The following is a 17,214-nucleotide window of genomic DNA, read 5'->3' on the forward strand; positions in this document are numbered from 1 at the left end:
TATGTTCGTTTTTTAGCATTTAGCCACATTGATCGTGTGGTTTGTTTGATTTCGAACATAAACGCGCGAAATTCGAAAGTGAAACGTGATTTCATGCGCTTTTTTGCGCATTATGTCATATTTCTGTAACAATCTGTGCGTTGATTCACAGTAACATTCACCGTGATTTCTTAACATCGCCGCCTCTGTAGCCGGGCGCGAGATGCCCGGTCATTTTTTGAAAGGCCACGGAGGCTGTTATGCTCAGTATCTTTAAACCTGCGCCACACCGGGCGCGACTGCCAGAGGCAGAGATTGATCCTCTCTACCGCCGTCTGCGTTGGCAAATCTTCCTCGGGATCTTCTTCGGGTATGCGGCGTACTATCTGGTACGTAAAAACTTTGCGCTCGCCATGCCGTACCTGGTGGAACAAGGCTTCTCCCGCGGCGATCTGGGCTTTGCGCTGTCGGGGATCTCCATCGCGTACGGTTTTTCGAAGTTCATTATGGGGTCGGTGTCGGATCGCTCGAATCCGCGCGTGTTCCTGCCCGCCGGTCTGATCCTCGCGGCAGCGGTGATGCTGTTCATGGGCTTTGTGCCATGGGCGACCTCCAGCATTGCCGTCATGTTCGTACTGCTGTTCCTCTGCGGCTGGTTCCAGGGGATGGGGTGGCCGCCATGCGGACGTACCATGGTGCACTGGTGGTCACAGAAAGAGCGCGGTGGGATTGTATCGGTCTGGAACTGCGCGCATAACGTCGGGGGCGGGCTTCCGCCGCTCCTGTTCCTGCTGGGGATGGCCTGGTTCAACGACTGGCACGCGGCGCTCTATATGCCTGCCTTTGGCGCCATTCTGGTGGCGATTATCGCCTTCGCCCTGATGCGCGACACGCCGCAGTCCTGCGGCCTGCCGCCGATTGAAGAGTACAAAAACGACTACCCGGATGATTACAGCGAGAAGCACGAAGAAGAGCTGACCGCGAAACAGATCTTCATGAAGTATGTGCTGCCAAACAAGCTGCTGTGGTACATCGCGGTGGCGAACGTGTTTGTCTACCTGCTGCGTTACGGCATCCTCGACTGGTCCCCGACTTACCTGAAAGAGGTGAAGCACTTCGCGCTGGATAAATCCTCCTGGGCCTATTTCCTGTATGAATACGCGGGCATTCCCGGCACGCTGATCTGCGGCTGGATGTCGGACAAAGTGTTTAAGGGCAACCGTGGGGCGACAGGCGTGTTCTTTATGACGCTGGTGACCATCGCGACGGTCGTTTACTGGCTTAACCCGCCGGGTAATCCGGGTGTGGATATGGCCTGTATGATCGTAATCGGCTTCCTGATTTATGGTCCGGTTATGCTGATCGGCCTGCACGCGCTGGAGCTGGCGCCGAAGAAAGCGGCAGGCACGGCGGCAGGCTTTACCGGTCTGTTTGGCTACCTCGGCGGTTCAGTGGCGGCAAGTGCCATCGTCGGTTACACCGTCGATTTCTTCGGCTGGGACGGTGGCTTTATGGTGATGATTGGCGGCAGCGTGCTGGCGGTTCTGCTGTTGATCGTCGTGATGATTGGTGAAAAACGTCACCATGCCGAGGTGCTGGCGCGTCGTCAGTAAGGAGCATTGCGATGAAATTAACTCAGTTAGCGACAGGCCTGCTGCTGGCGGGCCTGATGACAGGCTCCGCGCTGGCGGCGGATAAAATCGTGATCGCCCACCGTGGCGCCAGCGGTTATCTGCCGGAGCATACGCTGCCGGCAAAAGCGATGGCCTATGCCCAAGGCGCAGATTATCTGGAGCAGGATCTGGTGATGACGAAGGACGACCAGCTGGTCGTTCTGCATGACCATTATCTTGACCGCGTGACGGACGTGGCGGAGCGTTTCCCGGATCGTGCCCGTAAAGATGGCCGCTACTACGCCATCGACTTCACGCTGGCGGAGATCCGCTCGCTGAAGTTTACCGAGGGCTTCGAGATTGAGAACGGTAAGAAGGTGCAGGTCTATCCGGGGCGTTTCCCGATGGGCAAGTCTGACTTCCGTATTCACACCTTCGAAGAGGAGATCGAGTTTGTTCAGGGGCTGAACCACTCGACGGGCAAAAATATCGGTATCTACCCGGAAATCAAAGCGCCGTGGTTCCACCATCAGGAAGGAAAAGACATTGCCGCGAAGACGCTGGAGGTACTGAAAAAGTACGGCTACACCAGCAAGAAGGATAAGATTTTCCTGCAATGTTTCGATGCCGCGGAACTGAAGCGCATCAAAACTGAGCTGGAGCCGAAGATGGGGATGGATCTCAATCTGGTGCAGCTGATTGCCTATACCGACTGGAATGAAACTCAGGAAAAACAGCCGGACGGGAAGTGGGTGAACTACAGCTACGACTGGATGTTTAAGCCGGGCGCGATGAAGCAGATTGCGCAGTACGCCGACGGCATCGGGCCGGATTACCACATGCTGGTGGCGGAAGGCTCAACGCCGGGCCACGTGAAGCTGACGGCGATGGTGAAAGAGGCGCATGCGAGCAAGATGCAGGTGCATCCGTATACCGTGCGTGCAGACCAGCTGCCGGAGTATGCGACGGACGTGAATCAGCTTTACGACGTGCTGTATAACCAGGCGGATGTGGACGGATTGTTTACGGATTTCCCGGATAAAGCGGTCGAATTCATTCACCGGAAGTAGGTTTTGTAGGTCGGGTAAGGCGAAGCCGCCACCCGACAATCAGGCTCTGCGGCCTCATGCCCTCACCCTAACCCTCTCCCACCGGGAGAGGGGATAAGGACAACATCACATCTCGATCTCTATATCGCCTTTTGCCCGGCAGCAGCAGGGCAAAATTTCCCCTTCACTGATAAAGGCTAGCGGTTCGGTCAGCCAGTCTACCTGGCCTGCGACCAGACGGCAGCGGCAGGAGCCGCAGTAGCCTTCACGACACTGGTACTCGACTTCTACCTGATGTGCTTCAAGCGCCACCAGCAGAGAAGGGTGCTCTTCCTGGCACAACACCTCTGTACCCGAAAGGCTCAGCGTTACGCGGCTCATCAGAGCTGGAAATCGCTCAGGTCGTCGGTGTTGACTTCAGAATCAATCTGACCGACCAGGTAAGAACTCACTTCCACTTCCTGCGGCGCGACCTGCACGTTATCGGACACCAGCCAGGTGTTGATCCACGGGATTGGGTTAGAGCGCGTCTGGAACGGCAGGTCGAGACCGACGGCCTGCATGCGGATGTTGGTGATGTACTCAACGTACTGGCACAGAATGTCTTTGTTCAGGCCAATCATGGAGCCGTCGCGGAACAGGTAGTCTGCCCACTCTTTCTCCTGCTGGGCCGCCAGCACGAACAGGTCGTAGCATTCCTGTTTGCACTCTTCCGCAATTTCCGCCATCTCCGGATCGTCTGCACCGCTGCGCAGCAGGTTCAGCATATGCTGAGTCCCGGTCAGGTGCAGGGCTTCGTCACGGGCAATCAGACGGATAATTTTGGCGTTGCCTTCCATCAGTTTGCGCTCGGCAAACGCGAAGGAGCAGGCGAAGCTCACGTAGAAGCGGATTGCTTCCAGGGCGTTGACGCTCATCAGGCACAGATAGAGCTGTTTTTTCAGGATCCGCAGGTTTACGGTGACGGTTTTACCGTTCACGTTGTGCGTACCTTCGCCCAGCAGATGCCAGTAGCTGGTCATCTCGATCAGTTCGTCATAGTAGTGCGCAATGCCTTCGGCGCGCTTCTGGATCTGTTCGTTAGTGACGATATCATCAAACACCACCGCCGGATCGTTCACGATGTTGCGGATGATGTGGGTGTAAGAGCGGGAGTGGATCGTCTCGGAGAACGCCCAGGTCTCAACCCAGGTTTCCAGCTCAGGAATCGAGATCAGCGGCAGCAGCGCCACGTTCGGACTACGACCCTGAATGGAGTCCAGCAGCGTCTGGTATTTCAGGTTGCTGAGGAAGATGTGCTTTTCGTGTTCCGGCAGCGCCTGGAAATCGATACGGTCGCGGGAAACGTCAACTTCTTCCGGACGCCAGAAGAAGGAGAGTTGCTTTTCAATCAGCTTTTCGAAGATGTCATATTTTTGCTGATCGTAGCGTGCCACGTTGACCGGCTGGCCGAAGAACATCGGCTCTTTGAGCTGGTCGTTTTTCGTCTGTGAAAAGGTGGTATATGCCATTGCGGTGAGTCCTGTGGTGTTATTTCCCCTCACCCCGGCCCTCTCCCACAGGGAGAGGGGGAAAGAGTTCCCTCTCCCTGTGGGAGAGGGTTAGGGTGAGGGAATTTATTAGATCTTACATGCGCCGCTTTCGCAGCCATCGTCCTGAATTGACGGCGCCAGGTCGTCCTGGGCGTCTTCCGCACCATCACGGGTGTTGTGATAGTACAGCGTTTTCACGCCAAATTTGTAGGCGGTGAGCAGGTCTTTCAGCAGTTGCTGCATCGGAACCTTGCCTGACGGGAAGCGCGTCGGGTCGTAGTTGGTATTGGCAGAGATCGACTGGTCGATAAACTTCTGCATGATACCCACCAGTTGCAGGTAGCCATCGTTGTTTGGCATTTCCCACAGCAGCTCGTAGTTGTTGCCCAGCGTTTCGTAATCCGGTACCACCTGACGCAGCACGCCGTCTTTCGACGCTTTGATGCTGACGTGGCCGCGCGGTGGCTCAATACCGTTGGTGGCGTTGGAGATCTGCGAAGAGGTCTCGGACGGCATCAGGGCAGAGAGCGAGGAGTTACGCAGGCCGTGAGTTTTAATGGACTCGCGCAGGCCTTCCCAGTCGAGGTGCAGCGGCTCGCTGACGATCGCATCCAGGTCTTTTTTGTAGGTGTCGATCGGCAGAATGCCTTTCGCGTAGGTGGTTTCATTGAACCACGGGCACGCACCTTGCTCTTTCGCCAGCTCGTTGGAGGCTTTCATCAGGTAGTACTGAATGGCTTCGAACGTCTGGTGCGTCAGATTGTTGGCGCTGCCGTCGGAGTAACGCTTGCCGTTTTTCGCCAGCCAGTAGGCGAAGTTGATCACGCCGATACCTAAAGTGCGACGGCCCATTGCGCCGCGTTTTGCCGCCGGGATTGGGTAATCCTGGTAGTCCAGCAGGGCGTCGAGCGCACGAACCGCCAGCACGGCCAGCTCTTCCAGCTCGTCCAGGCTCTTAATCGCACCCAGGTTGAACGCAGAGAGCGTACACAGGGCGATTTCGCCATTTTCATCGTTCACATCGTCCAGCGGTTTGGTCGGCAGGGCGATCTCCAGGCACAGGTTGGACTGGCGCACTGGCGCAACCACCGGATCGAACGGGCTGTGGGTGTTGCAGTGGTCAACGTTCTGGATGTAGATACGGCCGGTAGAGGCACGTTCCTGCATCATCAGGGAGAACAGATCGACCGCCTTCACGCGCTGCTTGCGGATGCTGTCGTCTTTTTCGTATTTGGTGTACAGACGTTCGAATTCGTCCTGATCGGCGAAGAACGCGTCGTACAGACCCGGGACATCAGATGGGCTGAACAGGGTGATATCTTCACCTTTCAGCAGGCGGGTGTACATCAGCTTGTTGATCTGCACGCCGTAGTCCATGTGACGCACGCGGTTGCCTTCCACGCCGCGGTTGTTCTTCAGAACCAGCAGGCTTTCCACTTCCAGGTGCCACATTGGGTAGAACAGGGTCGCAGCGCCACCGCGCACGCCGCCCTGAGAGCAGGATTTTACCGCCGTCTGGAAGTGCTTGTAGAACGGGATACAGCCGGTGTGGAACGCTTCACCGCCGCGGATCGGGCTGCCAAGCGCACGGATACGACCAGCGTTGATGCCGATACCAGCACGCTGGGAGACGTATTTCACGATGGCGCTGGAGGTCGCGTTGATGGAATCCAGGCTGTCACCACACTCGATCAGTACGCAGGAGCTGAACTGACGGGTAGGGGTACGCACGCCAGACATGATTGGCGTAGGCAGAGAAATCTTGAACGTAGAGACCGCATCGTAGAAACGCTTCACGTAGTCCAGACGGGTTTCACGTGGATAATTAGAGAACAGGCAGGCGGCCACCAGAATATAGAGGAACTGAGCGCTCTCGTAGATTTCGCCCGTCACACGGTTCTGAACCAGGTATTTGCCTTCGAGCTGCTTCACCGCCGCGTAGGAGAAGTTCATGTCGCGCCAGTGATCGATAAACCCGTTCATCTGCTCGAACTCTTCTTCCGTATAGTCTTCCAGCAGATGCGTGTCGTATTTGCCCAGCTCAACCATTTTCACTACGTGATCGTAAAGCTTTGGCGGCTCGAACTGGCCGTAGGCTTTCTTACGCAGGTGGAAAATCGCCAGACGCGCAGCGAGGTACTGATAATCCGGTGCGTCGCGGGAGATCAAATCTGCCGCTGCTTTGATAATGGTTTCGTGGATATCAGACGTTTTGATGCCGTCGTAGAACTGAATGTGAGAACGCAGTTCGACCTGGGATATAGATACGTTGTTCAGTCCTTCTGCTGCCCAGTCGAGAACTCGATGGATTTTGTCCAGATTGATACGCTCGGTAGTACCGTCGCGCTTTGTCACCAGCAGACTCTGATTCATGTGGGTTTTTACCTGTCCGTGAAATAAAAAAATATCCCCCGCTTATCCACAGAACCGTCTTGTGACTAACTCTGTGGATAAATACTACATATAGGGGTTTTGCGATAAGAAGAACGCTATATGGTGAGTATTCTAGTATCGAATCTTTTCAGCACAAGGGTTGATTTTGACGTTAAATTGAGGTTGTGAAAGGGTAAAAAAGGCTAAGTCCTCGTACCGTAAGGCCTGGAAGAGATGTCAATATTCCAGAAAAAAAATTCAAAATTTGATCGAGTGCTGATTTCTTCAACGGGAGGTTAGAATTGCGCAACATGATGTCGCGCAATCTTTATAAGAATAACGAATGACGTTAGTCGTTTTTGGCGGTTGTGTGCAACATATAGTTAACATCCACGCCCGGGGCAAGTTTGAATTTATCCGTCAGAGGATTGTAGTGCAGACCCGTCATGTGCTGTTCCTTAAGCCATGTCTGGTCAACCCAGCCCAGCAGTTCGGCAGGCTTGATGAACTTCTTCACGTCGTGCGTCCCTTTCGGCACCATGCGCAGCACATATTCCGCGCCTACCACGGCCATCAGCCAGGCTTTGCCGTTACGGTTGATGGTCGAGAAGAAGACCTGTCCACCCGGTTTCACCAGTTTTGCACAGGCGCTGACGACCGACTGCGGATCGGGAACGTGCTCAAGCATCTCCATGCAGGTCACCACGTCATACTGGTGCGCATGTTTAGCCGCGTGCTCTTCCACGGTTTCCTGGACATATTCTACCTGTACGCCGGACTCCAGCGCATGAAGACGCGCAACCTGTAGAGGTTCGAAGCCCATGTCCAGACCGGTGACGGTGGCCCCTTCGCGCGCCATGCTTTCCGCCAGGATGCCGCCACCGCAGCCGACGTCGAGCACTTTCTTACCGAACAGACCGCCGGAACGCTCCGCGATATAGCCCAGACGTAGCGGGTTAATACGATGCAGAGGTTTGAACTCACCTTCGAGATCCCACCAGCGGGACGCCACCGCTTCAAATTTGGCAATCTCTTCGTGGTCAACGTTGTGAGCCACCGGGGATTTTTCGGCATTCATGGGCGCTTTTACTCCTTATTTAGCAAGACAAATGAGTATATCAGGCAATCCCTGTGAATAAAGCGTATAGGTTTACCTGTATCACCGCGGCTGTGTTATAATTTGCGACCTTTGAATCCGGGATACAGTAGAGGGATAGCGGTTAGATGAGCGACCTTGCGAGAGAAATTACACCGGTTAACATCGAGGAAGAGCTGAAAAGCTCCTATCTGGACTATGCGATGTCGGTCATTGTTGGCCGTGCGCTGCCGGACGTCCGCGATGGCCTTAAGCCGGTACACCGTCGCGTACTATACGCCATGAACGTATTGGGCAATGACTGGAATAAAGCCTACAAAAAATCTGCCCGTGTCGTTGGTGACGTAATCGGTAAATACCATCCCCATGGTGATTCCGCGGTGTACGACACCATTGTCCGTATGGCGCAGCCTTTCTCGCTGCGTTACATGCTGGTAGATGGTCAGGGTAACTTTGGTTCTATCGACGGCGACTCCGCCGCGGCAATGCGTTATACGGAAATCCGTCTGGCGAAGATTGCCCATGAGCTGATGGCTGACCTGGAAAAAGAGACGGTTGATTTCGTTGATAACTACGACGGCACGGAAAAAATTCCTGACGTTATGCCAACGAAGATCCCAAACCTGCTGGTGAACGGTTCGTCCGGTATCGCAGTGGGTATGGCAACCAACATTCCGCCGCACAACATCACGGAAGTGATTAACGGCTGCCTGGCCTACATCGACGATGAAGACATCAGCATTGAAGGGCTGATGGAACACATCCCGGGCCCGGACTTCCCGACGGCGGCAATCATCAACGGCCGTCGCGGTATTGAAGAAGCGTACCGCACCGGTCGCGGCAAGATTTACATCCGTGCTCGCGCCGAAGTGGAAGCGGACGCCAAAACCGGCCGTGAAACCATTATTGTTCACGAGATCCCGTATCAGGTGAACAAAGCGCGTCTGATTGAAAAAATCGCCGAGCTGGTAAAAGAAAAACGCGTTGAAGGCATCAGCGCGCTGCGCGACGAGTCTGACAAAGACGGTATGCGCATCGTGATTGAAATCAAGCGCGACGCGGTGGGTGAAGTTGTGCTGAACAACCTTTACTCCCAGACTCAGCTTCAGGTCTCCTTCGGTATCAACATGGTTGCGCTGCACCATGGCCAGCCGAAGATCATGAACCTGAAAGAGATCCTGAGCGCGTTTGTGCGTCACCGCCGTGAAGTGGTGACTCGCCGTACCATCTTTGAACTGCGCAAAGCGCGCGATCGTGCCCATATCCTTGAAGCACTGGCCGTTGCGCTGGCGAACATCGACCCGATCATCGAACTGATCCGCCGTGCGCCGACGCCGGCAGAAGCGAAGGCGTCGCTGGTTGCGCGTCCATGGGATCTGGGTAACGTGGCGGCGATGCTGGAACGTGCCGGCGATGATGCTGCGCGTCCTGAGTGGCTGGAGCCGGAATTCGGCGTGCGTGACGGTCAGTACTATCTGACTGAACAGCAGGCCCAGGCGATTCTGGATCTGCGTTTGCAGAAACTGACCGGCCTTGAGCATGAAAAACTGCTCGACGAGTACAAAGAGCTGCTGGAGCAGATTGCCGAGCTGCTGCATATCCTGGGTAGCGCAGAGCGCCTGATGGAAGTGATCCGTGAAGAGCTGGAGCTGGTTCGCGATCAGTTCGGCGACGAGCGTCGCACCGAAATCACGGCCAACAGCTCCGATATCAACATTGAAGATCTGATCAACCGCGAAGACGTGGTCGTGACGCTGTCTCACCAGGGTTACGTGAAGTATCAGCCGCTGACCGACTACGAAGCACAGCGTCGTGGTGGTAAAGGCAAATCTGCGGCGCGTATTAAAGAAGAAGACTTCATTGACCGTCTGCTGGTGGCCAATACCCACGACACGATCCTCTGCTTCTCCAGCCGGGGCCGTCTGTACTGGATGAAAGTCTATCAGCTGCCGGAAGCGAGCCGTGGCGCGCGGGGTCGACCTATCGTTAACCTGCTGCCGCTGGAAGCGAACGAACGTATCACCGCCATTCTGCCGGTACGCGAGTACGAAGAGGGCGTGAACGTCTTTATGGCAACCGCGAGCGGTACCGTGAAGAAAACCGCGCTGACCGAATTCAGCCGTCCACGTTCCGCCGGGATCATCGCGGTGAACCTGAACGAAGGCGACGAGCTGATCGGCGTGGATCTGACCTCTGGTTCTGATGAAGTGATGCTGTTCTCTGCCGCCGGTAAAGTGGTGCGCTTTAAAGAGAACGCCGTGCGCGCAATGGGTCGTACGGCGACCGGCGTGCGTGGTATCAAGCTGGCGGGTGAAGACAGCGTGGTTTCCCTGATCGTTCCGCGTGGCGAAGGCGCAATCCTGACCGTCACCCAGAACGGCTACGGTAAACGTACGGCGGAAAGCGAATACCCGACCAAGTCTCGCGGCACGCAGGGCGTTATCTCCATCAAAGTGACCGAGCGCAACGGTTCCGTTGTTGGCGCGGTACAGGTGGACGACGCGGACCAGATCATGATGATCACCGATGCCGGTACGCTGGTGCGTACCCGCGTGTCTGAGATCAGCGTGGTGGGTCGTAACACCCAGGGCGTTATCCTCATCCGTACTGCGGAAGATGAAAACGTCGTCGGTCTGCAACGCGTTGCTGAGCCGGTGGATGACGAAGAGCTCGACTCTATCGACGGCAGCGTCGCGGAAGGGGATGATGAAATCGTCCCGGAAGCGGACACCGATGATGAAGCAGCGGATGACGCTGACGAGTAACGTCTCCTGACGCATAAAGGGCCGGTTTCCGGCCCTTTTGTTTTGCGCAAGCAGACAAGTGAACGTTGCGACAAGCCGCGTTTACCGCTACCTTAACCACATTCTTTTTTCCCCGATGGCGGAGCCTCGCCCCTTTGAAATACCTCGTCTCCTTTCGTACCACGTTAAAAGTCTCTCGCTATCTGTTTCGGGCGCTTGCGCTACTGCTATGGTTGCTGGTGGCACTGCTCTCGGTATTTTACATCGTTAACGCGTTACACCAGAAAGAAGCGGAGATCCGCCAGGAGTTTAACTTAAGCTCGGATCAGGCCCAGCGCTATATCCAGCGCACGTCTGATGTGATGAAAGAGCTTAAGTATATCGCTGAGAATCGACTGACGGCGGAGAACGGCATTCTTGCCCTCCGCGGTCGGGATGAAAAAACCGAAGTACCTGATTTCGAACCGCTCTTCCCGGACTCCGATTGTTCCGCGATGGGCAAAGCCTGGCGTGGCTCACTGGAGTCCCTGTCATGGTTTATGCGCTACTGGCGCGATAATTTTTCGGCTGCTTACGATCTAAACCGCGTCTACCTGATTGGCAACGAAAATCTTTGCATGGCGGACTTCGGTCTGCGAGATATGCCCGTCGAACGCGAAGACGCGCTGAAAAGCCTGCATGAGCGCATAGTGAAATACCGCAATGCGCCTCAGGAAGAGCGCGGGAACAACATTTTCTGGATAAGCCAGGGGCCGCGCATGGGCGTCGGCTATTTCTATGCCCTGACTCCGGTTTACCTCGGAAACCGTCTGCAAGCGCTGCTGGGGATTGAACAAACCATCCGCATGGAAAACTTCTTCACGCCGGGCAGTCTGCCGATGGGCGTGACCATTCTGGATGAGAACGGCCACCCACTCATCTCCCTTACCGGGCCTGAAAACCGCCTGAAAGTGGAGCCCAGCTGGATGCAGGAGCGGTCATGGTTTGGCTATACCTCCGGGTTCCGCGAGCTGGTGCTGAAGAAAAGTTTACCGCCATCGTCGCTGAGCATTGTCTATTCGCTGCCGGTGGACAAGGTGCTGGAGCGCATTCGCATCCTGATCCTTAACGCCATTTTGTTGAACATCGCGGTAGGGGTTGCGCTGTTTATGCTGGCGAGAATGTATGAGCGGCGGATCTTTATTCCGGCGGAAGCGGATGCTCAGCGTCTGGAGGAGCACGAGCAGTTTAACCGTAAGATTGTCGCCTCGGCGCCGGTGGGGATCTGTATCCTGCGTACTCAGGACGGGACAAATATCCTCAGTAACGAGCTTGCCCATAACTACCTGAACATGCTCACGCATGAAGACCGCCAGCGGTTAACGCAGATCATCTGTGGGCAACAGGTTAACTTTGTGGATGTGCTGACCAGCACCCACACCAACCTGCAAATCAGCTTCGTCCATTCGCGCTACCGCAATGAAAACGTGGCGATTTGCGTGCTGGTGGACGTCTCCGCGCGCGTTAAGATGGAAGAGTCATTGCAGGATATGGCGCAGGCGGCGGAGCAGGCCAGCCAGTCGAAATCGATGTTCCTCGCGACCGTCAGCCATGAGCTGCGTACGCCGCTGTACGGCATTATCGGTAACCTCGATCTTCTCCAGACCAAAGAGCTGCCGAAAGGGGTCGACCGCCTGGTGACGGCGATGAACAACTCGTCCAGCCTGCTGCTGAAAATTATCAGCGATATTCTCGACTTCTCTAAAATTGAATCCGAGCAGTTGAAAATAGAACCGCGTGAGTTCTCCCCGCGCGAGGTGATGAACCATATCAGCGCCAACTATCTGCCGCTGGTGGTGCGCAAACAGCTGGGGCTGTACTGCTTTATCGAGCCGGATGTGCCGCTGACGCTGCATGGCGATCCGATGCGTCTGCAACAGGTCATCTCGAACCTGCTAAGCAACGCCATCAAATTCACCGATATCGGCTGTATTGTGCTGCATGTCTGCCGGGCAGGGGAGTACCTGACTATTCGCGTACGCGACACGGGTGTTGGCATTCCGGCGAAAGAGGTCGTTCGCCTGTTCGATCCGTTCTTCCAGGTGGGGACGGGCGTCCAGCGTAATTTCCAGGGGACCGGGCTGGGTCTGGCGATTTGCGAGAAGCTTATCAGCATGATGGACGGGGATATCTCCGTCGATACCGAGCCGGGTATGGGCAGCCAGTTCACCATCCGTATCCCGCTCTACTCGGCACACTATCCGGTGAAAACCACGGTCGACGGGCTGAGCGAAAAGCACTGCTGGCTGGCGGTGCACAACGCCTCCTTACATGATTTCCTGACCTCGATGCTGACCAGCAGCGGTGTGCGGGTCTCACGCTATGAAGGCCAGACGCCGGACGCAGATGACATGCTGATTACTGACGTTGAGCCAGACAAGGCGTGGGCGGGGCGGGGCGTGGTGATGTTCTGCCGCCGTCATATCGGTATTCCGATTGAGCGTTCGCCCGGGGTATGGGTGCACAGTGTGGCGACACCGCACGAAATGTTGGGCTTGCTGGCGCGTATTTACAGCGTACAGCTTGAGGACAGCGATGGCGCTACCGTGCTGGCTTCCCCTGATGAGCTGGCATCGGTGAATGACGATATGATGATTCTGGTCGTCGACGATCATCCGATTAACCGTCGTCTGCTCGCAGACCAGCTTGGCTCTCTGGGCTATCAGTGTAAAACGGCCAATGATGGCGTGGATGCCCTGAATGTCTTAAGTAAGAATCATATTGATATTGTGCTCAGCGATGTGAACATGCCTAACATGGACGGCTATCGTCTGACGCAGCGTATCCGACAGCTGGGGCTGACGCTGCCGGTGGTGGGGGTGACAGCCAACGCACTGGCGGAGGAGAAGCAGCGCTGTCTGGAGTCGGGAATGGACAGCTGCCTGTCGAAGCCGGTCACGCTGGATGTACTGAAGCAGACGCTATCCGTGTATGCGGAGCGGGTGCGAAAAGCAAGACAATAAAAAAGGCCCGAAAGGGCCTTTTTTATGTGTCCAACGGCACTGCGCTTGCGCGGCCTACGGGGTCTTTAGACCGGGTAACCGCGAGGGTCACCCGGCGTAGACAGCGACGATCAATCTTTGTCCGTTGCGCTCAGCGTCACGGAAGAGAGATAGTTCAGCAGGGCGATATCGTTATCCACACCCAGCTTCATCATCGCGGATTTTTTCTGGCTACTGATGGTTTTGATACTGCGGTTCAGTTTCTTGGCGATTTCAGTAACCAGGAAACCTTCAGCGAACAGACGCAGAACTTCACTCTCTTTAGGCGAGAGACGCTTGTCGCCATAGCCACCTGCGCTGATTTTTTCAAGCAGGCGTGAGACGCTCTCAGGCGTGAATTTCTTCCCTTTCTGTAGCGCCGCCAGCGCTTTAGGCAGATCGGTAGGTGCGCCTTGTTTCAGCACAATCCCTTCAATATCAAGATCCAGAACGGCGCTCAGGATCGCCGGGTTATTGTTCATGGTCAGAACAATGATCGAAATGTCCGGGAAGTGGCGTTTAATGTATTTGATGAGCGTAATCCCATCACCGTATTTATCCCCAGGCATGGAGAGATCGGTAATGAGCACGTGCGCATCAAGTTTAGGCAGGTTGTTAATAAGGGCTGTGGAATCTTCAAATTCACCGACTACATTCACCCACTCGATCTGTTCAAGTGATTTGCGAATACCGAACAGTACAATCGGATGGTCATCGGCAATAATTACGTTCATATTGTTCATGTATAAGGCTACCTTGCTACAGCAAGCCCTTGACGTAAGCGTCAATGTCGCTGATGTATTTTTCAATGCCAGAGGCATCTTTCTCACGAATTAGATGTTCCAGCGTTTCACATAACTGCTTGCCGGGAACCAGATTAAGCATGGCAAACACCCCTTTAAGCCGGTGTGCTGTCTGTGCCAGCGCTGCAAAATCCTGCGCAGCGGACTCAGTATACAACCGCTTAACATCATCTGGTACTGTATCAACGAAGAGCGAATAATATCCGCTGGCATGGAGTTCGGCATTTTCATCGCCGCCTAACGGTGACTCCAGGATCTCTTCCTGCGCCAGATTCTCTTCAATCAGTTGTAATACAGCTTCCTGCATTGCATTGCTCATATTAAAGTTGACGCGCAGCTGCCCAGGGCCGATTTTCCGCACGCCTGGCTCATCATCGCTTAAAAGCAAGCCGGAGGCAGTAAGATTAGACGGATTATCAGTTAAAAATAGATCAAATTCTTGACTCGCGAGCCTTTCGTCCGGGGTAATGCAGGACGCGCCCCAGTTTTCCAGCTGACGAACGACGATATTACGGATCTCACTGGAGGTCACGTCCACCATCACCACCACATCATCCAGCAGACGCTCTTCATCCTCTTCCTGAGGATTCGCCGCCATTTTAACATGCAAGGAGTAGCGGGTGCCGAGGGATTCGCGCGCCTTAATGTTCAGATGACCGCCCAGCTTACGCGCCAGCTGATCGCAGAGCCAGAAGGTGAGGGCATTCGCCTTACCGTAGTGGTCGCGCTGGGTATCGTTCAGGAACGGGAAGTGCAGGTTATCGATTTCGCTCACGGTGACGCCTTCGCCCGTATCCAGAATACGGAACGTCAGACGATCGTCGGTGGACTCATCGGTGCTGACTTCAAGGGTGATCTTGCCGATCTGTGTCGTGGTGACGGCATACTGAATCAACATCATCAGGATGCGACGCAGGGCATCGCGATCGCCGTGACGCTCGTCGTTGGCCGGTAAATGGTTGTTGATCAGCAGCTGGAGCCCTTTGCGCTTGATCACCGGCAGGACTTCCGGAACCACCTCATCAATCAGATCCTGGATGGAGAAGAGCGTAGGGGTGCCCTTCCAGATGTCATTCTCCAGCATGTTCGCAAGCTGGATTTCGTCCACCAGACGAACCAGCGAGTCGGCCTGGCTGCTAAGCTGTCGGCTTTCCGGCGTGCTTAAATCAGCAATCTGCGTGGCGAGTGACTTCAGCGGCTGTTTAAAGGCATCGCCAATGTTTTGCATAAACGCCGCGCGGCCATGCTGGTTTTTCTCATACAGCCTTTGCGCCTGCTTGAGCTTTTTATTCACCAGCACTTCGCGATCCTGATCGCGGATGATGAAGATTTGCGTGCGCGAGGCGACCTGACTGCGGAACTGACGGATCTCATACAGTTCATTATTAATGGTGGCCTGAATGACGCCCTGATGCTGGTCCGCCATGGCCGTAATATTTTGCAGGTTAAGATGCGGCAGAAGGTGATCGGCAATTTTGTTGCTCATCACCGTCCGGTTTGCCTCCTGATCGTGAACAAGCACCCCAAGCGGCAGCACGGAAATAATCTCTTCATTCAGGGCACGAAGAACACGCAACTCGTTGCTGGTCCCGGCTGATACCGACGTCGAGTCGCTCTGGCGGCCCGACTGGAAACGGAAGGTGCTGTAGCCAAACAGCGCCAGCGCCAGCAGGCCGATATTCAACAGCAGCGGCAGCATAATGTTTTGCAGGGTATCAAGCATCAGGGTGCCAAAAGGCACCTGCCACACCAGCCGCATACCGGTTGAGTTGAGCGATGAGGCAATCTCAATCTTCGAGCCATTAAAGGAGATCGCTACGCTGTCCGGGCCTTCTTTATCCGACGGCGTGCGCATATTTTGGGTGCTGTTGTCTGGCTCCAGTCGGAAACTGTCCAGCGGCATATCCGGCGGGATAAGATCGTTAATTGGCAGATCGAAGGCAACCACGGTCGCCAGATGGCCCGGCTGGTTAAAGGTGGTTCGCAGCGTAAAGTAGTGGCCATTCTGCCAGGCAAGACGGCGTAATGACGAGAAACTTTCGCGCTCGTCCAGCGCGTTGGCCTGTTGCAGCATTTCTGCCCGACGGGAATCGACAATGCTGCCAACGGTGGTCTCTTTAAAGCCCGACGAGAGATCCTTAAGCGGCAGGGTCGAGATCAGGATCATGCTGTTGTCCTGACCGTTCAGGTAATACATGGACCACGGTACGGTCTCGGCGCCCCACAGGGTGTCCAGATAGGAGGAGATCCGCTGCGTCATCTCAAGCGTTGCGCTGTCGTGCGAGCCGAAAATCAGGGCTTCCGTCTTGCGCTGCGGTTTTTCAAGGTAATACACATCCTGCTTAAGGCGCGTTTCCTGCAACCCTTCGCCTGATGAGGTGGCAGGTGCGGCGGCGATATTGTCGTAGATTTGCCAGGTCGCGTAGCGCCACGTATCAATGCGCTTATGCACCGCATGGGTGATATCGACAATTTGATAGCTTTTATCTTTAAGCCAGGTATTCACGGCGCTCTGAACCATCACTCCCATTGTGACTAACAGCACAACGATCAACAGAAGAAAGAAACGGGTGATGCTGCCCGGTAGAAGGGAGAATTTGCTCGGGGCGGTAGTTTCAGTCTGACTCATCGATGTGTTTAACCCGTAATGGCCGCGCGGTAATGGGATAGGGCAGTATAAAGGGTAATAACTGAATTTCCAGCGTCGTTATCGGTATGACCTTGACTTTTTATCTGTCGCAACCCGCTTCAACGTCATCCGTGTGAAAGATGTACAAAACCCAGTGAAATGTACAAATATGCTGTTACAACGGCAGTAAAATAGCACGAATTAACAAGAAATTAATTTTGAAAGTGAAAAGGAAAATCTGTAATCGCCGGGCGATGGATTTAGTTAATAGTCGTTATCATTACAGACGGGTAGCACATAAAATGTCTGTTGACGTAAAGAAAGGTAAAAAAAAACCGAATGCGGAGCATCCGGTTCAATTAGGGATAAACAGACA

The 17,214-nt window shown here is 54.8% G+C and carries 10 protein-coding genes; 4 read left to right on the forward strand and 6 right to left on the reverse strand.

Translation table 11 applies throughout. From position 1 onward, the window contains the following. Window positions 1-239 precede the first annotated feature (239 nt). Window positions 240-1,592 carry a glycerol-3-phosphate transporter gene (gene glpT, locus SK51_RS11660; RefSeq protein ID WP_022648804.1) on the forward strand — a complete coding sequence of 451 codons (1,353 nt, stop codon included), beginning with the start codon at window positions 240-242 and terminating at the stop codon, window positions 1,590-1,592. A gap of 11 nt (window positions 1,593-1,603) precedes the next feature. Next, window positions 1,604-2,662, forward strand: coding sequence for a glycerophosphodiester phosphodiesterase (gene glpQ / locus SK51_RS11665; protein ID WP_023306628.1), 1,059 nt, complete (start codon window positions 1,604-1,606; stop codon window positions 2,660-2,662). A gap of 105 nt (window positions 2,663-2,767) precedes the next feature. On the opposite strand, the gene yfaE is transcribed toward glpQ, so the two are convergent. The 4 genes from yfaE to ubiG all read right to left on the reverse strand — a co-directional run bounded on the left by yfaE (window position 2,768) and on the right by ubiG (window position 7,624). Further along, window positions 2,768-3,022, reverse strand: a complete 255-nt coding sequence (gene yfaE / locus SK51_RS11670; RefSeq protein WP_003859419.1) for a class I ribonucleotide reductase maintenance protein YfaE — start codon at window positions 3,020-3,022, stop codon at window positions 2,768-2,770. Then, a complete protein-coding gene (gene nrdB, locus SK51_RS11675) occupies window positions 3,022-4,152 on the reverse strand; it encodes a class Ia ribonucleoside-diphosphate reductase subunit beta (RefSeq protein WP_023306627.1) in 1,131 nt (376 codons plus the stop codon). Before nrdB ends, yfaE begins: the two co-directional genes overlap by 1 nt. Window positions 4,153-4,260: 108 nt before the next feature. Continuing rightward, entirely contained in the window at window positions 4,261-6,546 is a 2,286-nt protein-coding gene (nrdA, locus tag SK51_RS11680) for a class 1a ribonucleoside-diphosphate reductase subunit alpha (protein ID WP_023306626.1), read from the reverse strand. Window positions 6,547-6,895: 349 nt separating this feature from the next. After that, complete coding sequence (gene ubiG / locus SK51_RS11685; protein ID WP_006811346.1) at window positions 6,896-7,624, reverse strand: bifunctional 2-polyprenyl-6-hydroxyphenol methylase/3-demethylubiquinol 3-O-methyltransferase UbiG; 729 nt, start codon at window positions 7,622-7,624, stop codon at window positions 6,896-6,898. Window positions 7,625-7,770: 146 nt separating this feature from the next. Between ubiG and gyrA the strand changes: the two genes are divergently transcribed. Together gyrA and rcsC are read left to right on the forward strand one after the other, a co-directional pair. After that, window positions 7,771-10,407 (forward strand): DNA topoisomerase (ATP-hydrolyzing) subunit A, encoded by a 2,637-nt coding sequence (gene gyrA, locus SK51_RS11690; protein ID WP_023300608.1) that lies wholly within the window; start codon window positions 7,771-7,773, stop codon window positions 10,405-10,407. A gap of 134 nt (window positions 10,408-10,541) precedes the next feature. Beyond that, window positions 10,542-13,388 (forward strand): two-component system sensor histidine kinase RcsC, encoded by a 2,847-nt coding sequence (gene rcsC / locus SK51_RS11695; protein ID WP_023300607.1) that lies wholly within the window; start codon window positions 10,542-10,544, stop codon window positions 13,386-13,388. Between the two features lie 110 nt (window positions 13,389-13,498). On the opposite strand, the gene rcsB is transcribed toward rcsC, so the two are convergent. Together rcsB and rcsD are read right to left on the reverse strand one after the other, a co-directional pair. Then, window positions 13,499-14,149 carry a response regulator transcription factor RcsB gene (rcsB, locus tag SK51_RS11700; protein ID WP_003859405.1) on the reverse strand — a complete coding sequence of 217 codons (651 nt, stop codon included), beginning with the start codon at window positions 14,147-14,149 and terminating at the stop codon, window positions 13,499-13,501. Window positions 14,150-14,165: 16 nt separating this feature from the next. Then, window positions 14,166-16,838: a phosphotransferase RcsD gene (gene rcsD, locus SK51_RS11705; protein ID WP_048206718.1), complete on the reverse strand. Its 2,673-nt coding sequence runs from the start codon at window positions 16,836-16,838 to the stop codon at window positions 14,166-14,168. Window positions 16,839-17,214: the final 376 nt, after the last annotated feature.

Origin of the sequence: Enterobacter sp. MGH85 (genome assembly GCF_001037655.1) — a bacterium.
GTDB classification, from domain to species: Bacteria; Pseudomonadota; Gammaproteobacteria; order Enterobacterales; family Enterobacteriaceae; genus Enterobacter; species Enterobacter intestinihominis.